At 74.6% G+C, this 7,561-nt stretch carries 6 protein-coding genes; 1 reads left to right on the forward strand and 5 read right to left on the reverse strand.

Going from position 1 to position 7,561, the window contains the following annotated elements; all coding sequences use genetic code 11:
• Nucleotides 1-219, reverse strand: a 219-nt coding sequence (locus FMEAI12_RS31480; RefSeq protein ID WP_200835472.1) for a hypothetical protein, incomplete at its 3' end; no start/stop codon positions are given.
• A 106-nt stretch (nucleotides 220-325) separates the two neighbouring features.
• On the opposite strand from FMEAI12_RS31480, the gene FMEAI12_RS31485 reads away from it, so the two are divergent.
• Nucleotides 326-2,935, forward strand: a complete 2,610-nt coding sequence (locus FMEAI12_RS31485; protein ID WP_235014891.1) for an ATP-binding protein — start codon at nucleotides 326-328, stop codon at nucleotides 2,933-2,935.
• Nucleotides 2,936-2,957: 22 nt separating this feature from the next.
• On the opposite strand, the gene FMEAI12_RS31490 is transcribed toward FMEAI12_RS31485, so the two are convergent.
• From FMEAI12_RS31490 to FMEAI12_RS31505, 4 genes are all read right to left on the reverse strand, one after another.
• Nucleotides 2,958-4,031: a sugar phosphate nucleotidyltransferase gene (locus FMEAI12_RS31490; protein ID WP_071067010.1), complete on the reverse strand. Its 1,074-nt coding sequence runs from the start codon at nucleotides 4,029-4,031 to the stop codon at nucleotides 2,958-2,960.
• Nucleotides 4,032-4,167: 136 nt separating this feature from the next.
• Entirely contained in the window at nucleotides 4,168-5,079 is a 912-nt protein-coding gene (locus FMEAI12_RS31495) for a glycosyltransferase family 2 protein (protein ID WP_071067009.1), read from the reverse strand.
• Between the two features lie 79 nt (nucleotides 5,080-5,158).
• On the reverse strand, nucleotides 5,159-6,289 hold the full coding sequence (locus FMEAI12_RS31500) for a glycosyltransferase family 1 protein (protein WP_020463323.1): 1,131 nt from the start codon (nucleotides 6,287-6,289) through the stop codon (nucleotides 5,159-5,161).
• Nucleotides 6,290-6,353: 64 nt separating this feature from the next.
• On the reverse strand, nucleotides 6,354-7,541 hold the full coding sequence (locus tag FMEAI12_RS31505) for a glycosyltransferase family 1 protein (RefSeq protein WP_112108868.1): 1,188 nt from the start codon (nucleotides 7,539-7,541) through the stop codon (nucleotides 6,354-6,356).
• Between the last annotated feature and the right edge of the window lie 20 nt (nucleotides 7,542-7,561).

The raw sequence follows: 7,561 nt of genomic DNA on the forward strand, positions 1-7,561 counted from the left end.
GCCCACCACCACACCGCCGACGGCCCTGCCGCCCACCACGCAGCCCGCGACCACGCCGCCCACAGCCGGGGAACCGGCCACCGCGCCGCCCGGCGAGGCACCGCCCGCCACGACCCCGCCGGCCGGTTCGCCGCCGGCTGGCGCGCCGTCCACCGCACCGACCCCGAGCACCGTGCCGCCGGACAGCACGCTCCCGAGCACGGTCCCGACAAGCACCATGTAGAACAAGCCCGCCGGACGGCGCGGCAGCGGCCGGACGGTGCAGTCACGCGCACTTCGCCGTAAGTAGTCCCAGAACCACCCGGCGCGGTCCAGACTTGCGATCGTGCCGGCTAACGCCCTCCATGCACTCGACACGGTCATGGTGCGCGCGTTCGCGGTTCTCCGTGTGCTGAACGTCGTCGTTCTCGTCGGCTACGTCATCGTGTGGTGGTCCTGGTATGCGGAGCATCCGGCCGGGCTCGCCGCGGCCGTGGTCACCGCGGCCTGGGGTGTCGTCTTCGTGGTGGTGTGCCTCACCCGGCAGGCGCTCCCCCGCCGCCTTGTCGCCGGGAACGTGGCCCTCGCGATCGTCACCGGTGCCGGCGCGGTGCTCTGGCTGCCTCCGGATTCGGTAGGCGGCTTCGGCACCTGGGTGTTCTCCACCGCGACCCACGCGGCGGTGGTCGCCGCGGCTGTGTACGGCCGCCGCACCCACGCGGTCGTGGTCGCGGCGATGGTCGCGGCGCTCCTCGGCGGCGCGGCGGTCGCTCAGGCCACGTTGGACGATCCCGCCCTCGGCGGGAACCACACCCCGCTGAAACGAGTGGTCATCGGAGTCGTGCTGCTCGCCGGGCTCGCGCAGCTCTTCCGGCTGGCCGTCGCCCGACTGCGGGCGATCGCGCTCGACGCCGATGCCCGGCTGACCACGGCCGCGGCCGAGCAGGAGGTGGCCACGGTAGCCGCGGCCCGGCTGCGGGACGAGCGCGAGCGGGAGCGGGTGCTGCACGACACCGTCCTGAACACGCTCACCGGCATCGCCTGGGGCGGCGGCGCCCCCCAGGACGGGTCGGGCGGGGCGCCGGTGGGGCCCGGGCACCTCACCGGTGAACAGTGCCGCCACGCGATCGAGGCCGTCCGGTCGATGCTGGACGGCACCGCCGCCGGAACGCGCGACCTGGCCCAGCCGATGCGGCGGGTGGTCGCCGTCGCGCGGGCCCGCGGCCTGCGTGTGGACGTCCGGGCCCTGCCCACGACGGATCTTCCCGACGAGGTGGTGGCGGCGCTGGCCGGGTCGGCCCAGGAGCTCCTCGCCAACGTGCGCCGGCACGCCGGGACGGACCGCGCCGCGCTCGAGGTGCGCTGGCGGCGCGCCGACGGGGCGGTCACCGTCATCGTGTCGGACGAGGGGATCGGGTTCGCGGCCCGGGCCGTCCCCGGCGACCGGCTCGGCCTGGCCCGGTCGGTGCACGCACGGATGACGGAGATCGGCGGGCAGGCCACCATCACCTCCGAGCCCGGTCGCGGGACCACCGCCCGGCTGACCTGGAGCGGCGGGGAGACAGGCGGTGGACGGCCGGCGGGCCACCACGCCGCCCGTCCGGCCAGCCGCCGGCCAGCCCACCGCAGGGGCATGCGCCCGCGGCCGCGGGGACGGTGGGCCGGGTACCGGTGGACAGCGGTCCGCGTCGCCTCACGAGCCCGATCCGCCCTACCGGGCAGATCCGCCGCACAGACCCGAACCGCCTCGCGGGTACGGGTTCCGGCCGGCACCACCGCGGCCGAACTCCGGGACTCCTACGCCGCCGGCCTGCGCCGGACGGTCGCCGCCGTGACGGCGATCTGGTTCACCAGCACCGTCTTCGTGCTGGTCCTCGTCGCGCCGTCCAGCCGGTCGGTGCCCGCCGCTGTGCTGCACTGGCTGTCGATGGCCCTCGTCGTGCTGCCTGCCGCCTGGACCGCCTACCGCCGGCCGCTGCGCCGCGCCGAGGCGATCATCCTGATGGTGCTGGCGCTCGCGGTGACGGCGGCGGTCGGCTTCAACATCGCGCCCACCCACACCGACGCCGCCGCGGGGACGGGCGGGCCGCCAAGCAGGATCAGCACCTGGCCGGTTCTCATCCTGCCGCTGCTGCTGGCGCTGCTCGCCGTGTCCCGGCTGTTCGTCGAGTGGATCGTGGCGATCGCCGCCACCGTGACGGTGCTCGACCTGCTCGTGCTCAGGGGCGCGGGCACCGGGCCGCTCGCGCTCGCGCAGCTGCTGACCGCGACGAACGGTCAGATCGCGATCCAGGTCATGGTGTCGATGGGCGGTCCGCTGCTGCGGCGCACCGCGGACCAGGTCGCCCGCGCCGTGGAGGCGGAGACCGCGCAGGCCGCGGCCGCTCGGTCCACGGCCGCGATCCGGCAGGACCGGGCCCGCGGCCTCGCCACGGTCGAGCGGGAGGTGCTGCCGCTGTTGGAGGCGGTCGCCGACGGGCTGCTCGACCCCGGTGACCCGGCGGTGCGCGAGCGGTGCGGCCGGCACGCGACGGCCGTCCGGCGGGCGCTGGTGACGGGTGCGACCGGGGCGCTGGGCAGTCTCGCCGAGCCCGTCTTCGAGGCGCGGGCGCGCGGGCTGGACCTTGAGGTGCAGGTGGTTGGCGAGGCACCGTGGATTCCCGCGCGGGTGAGCGAGCGGCTCGCCGCCGTGCTGCCCGGGCTGCTGCGCGCCGTCCCGGCGGCGGGGGCGGAGCACGCCGTCCTCACGCTGATCTGCGAGGAGGGCGACGGGCGGCTGTTCCTGACCTATCCGGCGGCGGCCCCGCCGGAGCTGACCGCGCTGACCGGGATCGCCGGTGGCGAGGTGTTCCCGGTCAGCGAGGTGCTCTCGGTCAGCGCGGACGCCGACGACGGCCAGGTGTGCGTGGAGGTCGCCTGGTCGGCCGGCCGGGAGGTCAGGCTCGGTCGGAGCTGAAGCCGCCCGGTCGGCCGGGAGGTCAGGCCCGGTCGGAGCTGAACCGGACGGCGCCGGCGCCGAGCACCGCGCCCGGGAACACCCTGGCCCCGGCGCGCAGCTCGTTGCCCGGCTCGATCACGGCGCCGTCGCCGATGACGACGTTCTCGAGCACCACCCCGTTGCCGATCACCGCCTCGCGTCCGACGACGCTGTCGCGCACATACGCGCCCGCCCCGACGGACGCCCGGTCGAACAGCACCGAGCCGTCGATGCGCGCGCCGGTGCCGACCGAGGCACCCGCCCCGATCGTCGAGCCGCCGCCGATCTTGGCGTCGGTGGCCACCGTGGACCCGGGCAGCACGAGGCGGTCCCCGACCGGGCCGGGCAGCGCCGAGGACGGCATCCGCCCGGTGACGAGGTCCCGCGAGCCCAGGACGAACGCCGCCGGGGTCCCGAGGTCGAGCCAGTAGGTGTCGTCCGGGTAGCCGACCACCGGCACCCCGGCGGCGAGCAGGGACGGGAAGGTCTCCCGCTCGACCGAGACCGGACGTCCCGCGGGAATGGTGTCGATGAGCGAGCGGCGGAAGACGTAGCAGCCGGCGTTGATGAGGTTGGTGGGGGGATCGGGGGTCTTCTCGAGGAAGGCGGTGACCCGGCCGGCGGGGTCGGTCGGGACGACACCGAAGGCCCGCGGGTCCTCGACCCTGGTGAGGTGGAGGGTGACGGCCGCGTCGGCGGTGATGTGCCGCTCGACGAGGGCGCCGATGTCGAGGCCGGAGAGGATGTCGCCGTTGAAGATGACCACCGGCTCGTCGGCGCCGGAGCGCAGCCGGCTGGCGACGTTGCGGATGGCGCCGCCGGTGCCCAGCGGCTCGGTCTCGGTGACGTATTCGAGTTCGAGGCCGTGCCCGGAACCGTCACCGAAGTGCTCCTCGAAGACCTCGGCCCGGTACGAGGTGGCGAGGACCACCCGGGTGATTCCCGCGTCGCGGGCACGGGCGAGCATGTGGGCCGTCACCGGCACGCCGGCGACCGGCAACATCGGCTTCGGCGCCGACATCGTCAACGGGCGGAGACGGGTTCCCTGCCCGCCGACCAGCATCACTGCGTCCATGAGGCGTCAGTGTCGCAGAGCACGTCCGAGTCGGTTGCGTGTGCCCGGCCGGGTGACCCCCATGCTCAACGAGAGGCCACAGGCTGGACACGCATCGTCGGGTCGACGTTCATGTCCCGCAGTGGCCAACGTGGCCTCAGCGTGGCTTGCGGGCGGAGGTGAGCAGCTCGGCGGACCGGGTCGCGCGCGCGCCGGCGCTGTCGCGCGCGAACGCCAGCGCCAGCGCCAGCCGCGCGCCGAGGCCGACGGTGAGCGCCACGCGCAGCGGCAGCTGGCCCGGCCTGTCGTACTGCCGGCACAGGTAGCGGATCATGCTCCGGTGGTGGGCGACCACCATCTTCCGCGACGACCGCTTCGTCGAGTGCCCACCGAGGTGCTCGACGACCGCCGACGGGACGTAGACGAGCTGCCGGTCGGCCAGCCCGATGCGCCGGCCCAGGTCGACGTCCTCCATGAACATGAAGTACGACTCGTCGAAACCGCCGACGCCCTCGAAGACCTCCCGGCGCAGCAGCTGGCAGGAACCGGAAAGCCAGCCGGCCGTCATCTCCCGCGGGGCCCCGCGCTCGCGGCGGTAGGACGCCGTCCACGGGTTCGTCGGCCAGCACCAGCCGAACAGGGCGTGGCCGATGCCACGCCCGAGGGAGGGCAGGTCGCGGGCGGAGGGGTAGAGGGCACCGTCCGGGTTGGTGATGCCAGGGCCGAAGGCGCCGCCACCGGGCCAGCGGTCGGCGGCGGCGATCAGCTCGTCGAGGCTGCCGGGCGCGAAGGCGATGTCGGCGTTGGCGACAAGCAGCCAGGGAGCGGAGGCTCCGGCCGCCCCGCGGTTCGCCGCGGTGCCGTAGCCGAGGTTGCGGCCGGGGCGCAGCAGGGTGACCTCGGGCCGCTCACCGGCGGCGCGGGTGCCGACATCCACCTGCGGCGAGTTGTCGACCACGACGACCTCGTAGGGGCGGGTGGTCGACTTCGTCAGCGAGTCCAGGAAGGTCCCGATGATCTCCCCGGAACGGAAGGTGACGACGATGACCCGGATCTCCGCCTTGTCCACCGGGGAACCGTAGCGCGTCAGCCGCCGGCCGCCGCACCGGCCCGGTAGGCCGGGTGGTCAGGCGTCGGACCGGGGTGGTTCAGGCGTCGGCCACCGCGCGGGCGTAGCTCGCCAGGTGGGCCTCCGCGGAGGCCGCCCAGGTGAACTCGTGGGACCGGGCGAGCCCGGCCGCGGCGAGCTGGGCGCGACGCTCGGCGTCGTCGAGCAGCGCGCTCATCTCACGGGCGATCGAGTCCGGGTCGGGCTGGGTGTAGGCGACCGCGTCGCCGCCCACCTCGGGCAGCGAGAGGCGCGGGGTCGTCAGCACGGGGGCGCCGCAGGCCATCGCCTCCAGCACCGGCAGGCCGAAGCCCTCGCCGTGCGACGGATAGGCGACCAGCTCCGAACCGCCCAGATAGCCCGGGAGATCGGAGAAACGCAGGTAGCCGGGCCGGATCACCCGCAGATGGCTCGGCACCGAGGCGACGGCCGCGTCGACGTCGTCATCCCAGCCGGAACCACCGGCCAGCACGAGCGCCGGGGGCTCGTCGCGCCAGTGCACCGCCTCCGCCCAGCCGCGAATCAGGTTCGGGACGTTCTTGCGCGGCTCGAGCATTCCGAGGAAGGCCACGTAACGGGTGTCACCGAGACCGAGGCGCAGCCGCACCCGGCGCCGGTCCTCCTCCGTCGGCGGGTGGAACGTGGTCGTGTCCACCCCGTGATAGGCGACGTCGGTCGTCGTCGACTCGCCCTCGAGGACGCGGACGAGCTCGTCGCGCGTTGCCTTCGACGGGACGATGATGCGGCTCGCCCGGCGCACCGCCGTCCGCATCGCCGACCGGAAGAACGTGCCCTTCACCGCCGTGTGCATCTCCGGCTCGGTGAAGAAGGTGACGTCATGGATCGTCACGCACACCGGCCGCTGCGCGCGCAGTGGCATCGTGTAGTGCGGCGAGTGGATGACGTCCGCATTGACCTGTTCGGCGACGAGCGGAAGACCTGTCTGCTCCCACGCCAGCCGAGCCGGCCGGTGCGCGATGGCCGCCGGGCCCGACAGGACGGTCGCCCGCGGCGCCATCCGGCTGTAACGTTCCTCGTCCGATCGCTGGCACACCAGCGCCATGTCGGCGCCGGCCGCGCCCAGAGCAGCGACGAGCCCGTCGACATACCGCCCGACACCACCGCGGTCGGCCGGAACCGAGGTCGCATCAACGAGCACCCGGGGTCCCACGGCGCTCCTTCCGAGACGTGCCGCCTGATTCAGTGTGGCCGCTTGCTTCTCAACGGGGGCAACACTACGCCCGCCCGTCGTCGGCGACGGACACGGCAGGGGAGCCGCTGATTCGACGGTAGAGCTCCCAGCACGATCGCGCCGCCCCATTCCAGGTATATCCCGCCGCGCGGACCCGTCCGGAACGCGACAGACGACTGTGTAGCCGGGGATTCTGGACGATACGCGCGAGCGCCTCGGCGAAGCCGGCCGGATCACCGATCCGGGCCACCAGTGCCGCGTCGCCGGCGACCTCGACAAGAGCCGGCGTGTCGGAGACGACCACCGGCACCCCGTGCGCCATCGCCTCGATGACCGGCAGGCCGAAGCCCTCGGAACGGCTGGGCGCTACCAGCATCGTCGCCCGCGAGAGCACGACGGCGAGATCTTCGTCACTGATCCGGCCGAGACCAAGGAATCGCCCGGACGCGGCAAGATCGGCGAAACCCCCCGGCCCGGTCGCGTCGGGACCGAGATCACCCCATCCGGCGGCCCCGACGTGCACCAGCGGAAGGTCGGGGGCGTCCGGATGGCGCAGGGCGGCGAGCAGGGTGTCCAGGCCCTTGCGCGGCTCCATCGTCGCCAGGGTGAGCAAATACCCCCGTTCGGGAAGGCCCAGCCGGGCGGCCCGGCGGTCCGCGTCCGGCGGCACCCGCAGCACCGCCTCGGCGACCCCCTCACCGATCACGTGCAGCCGCTGCGCGTCAATCGGCAGATGTTCCCGGATGTCAGCCGCGACGGCCCGGGTCGGCACGATCACCGCGTCGGCGTGGCGGGCGACCCGCTCCCCCATCTCCCGGTGCCAGCGGACCCCGTGCGGCGTCAGGGTCTCGGGATGGGTCCACGGGACGGCGTCGTGCACGGTGACCACCAGCCGCGGCCGGGCACGGGTGACGCGGGTGGCACGGTCCCACCGGACGGGTGGGGGCACGAGCAGCGTCGGCGCGTGGACGACGTCCACCCCGGTCGGGCCCGGGCCCGCGCCGCGCGCCCAGGCGGCGGCGAGCGCCCGCCGCGGCAGGCCCAGGCGCAGCGGCCCGAGGACGCCCGGCAGGGCCGCCGCGGAGGTGTCACGCCGGAAGGCACACCACCCGACGACGCCGTCCCCGGGATCCGCCGTCCGGGCCAGGGCGGCGGCGAGCTCCGCGGAGTACCTTCCGGTCCCCCCGGGGACCGGCGCCAGAATCTGCTCGACCAGGAAACCGACCCGCATCCCGCCAGTCTCCCCCGCCC

This window comes from Parafrankia sp. Ea1.12 (genome assembly GCF_900465275.1).
Classification (GTDB): Bacteria; Actinomycetota; Actinomycetes; order Frankiales; family Frankiaceae; genus Parafrankia; species Parafrankia soli.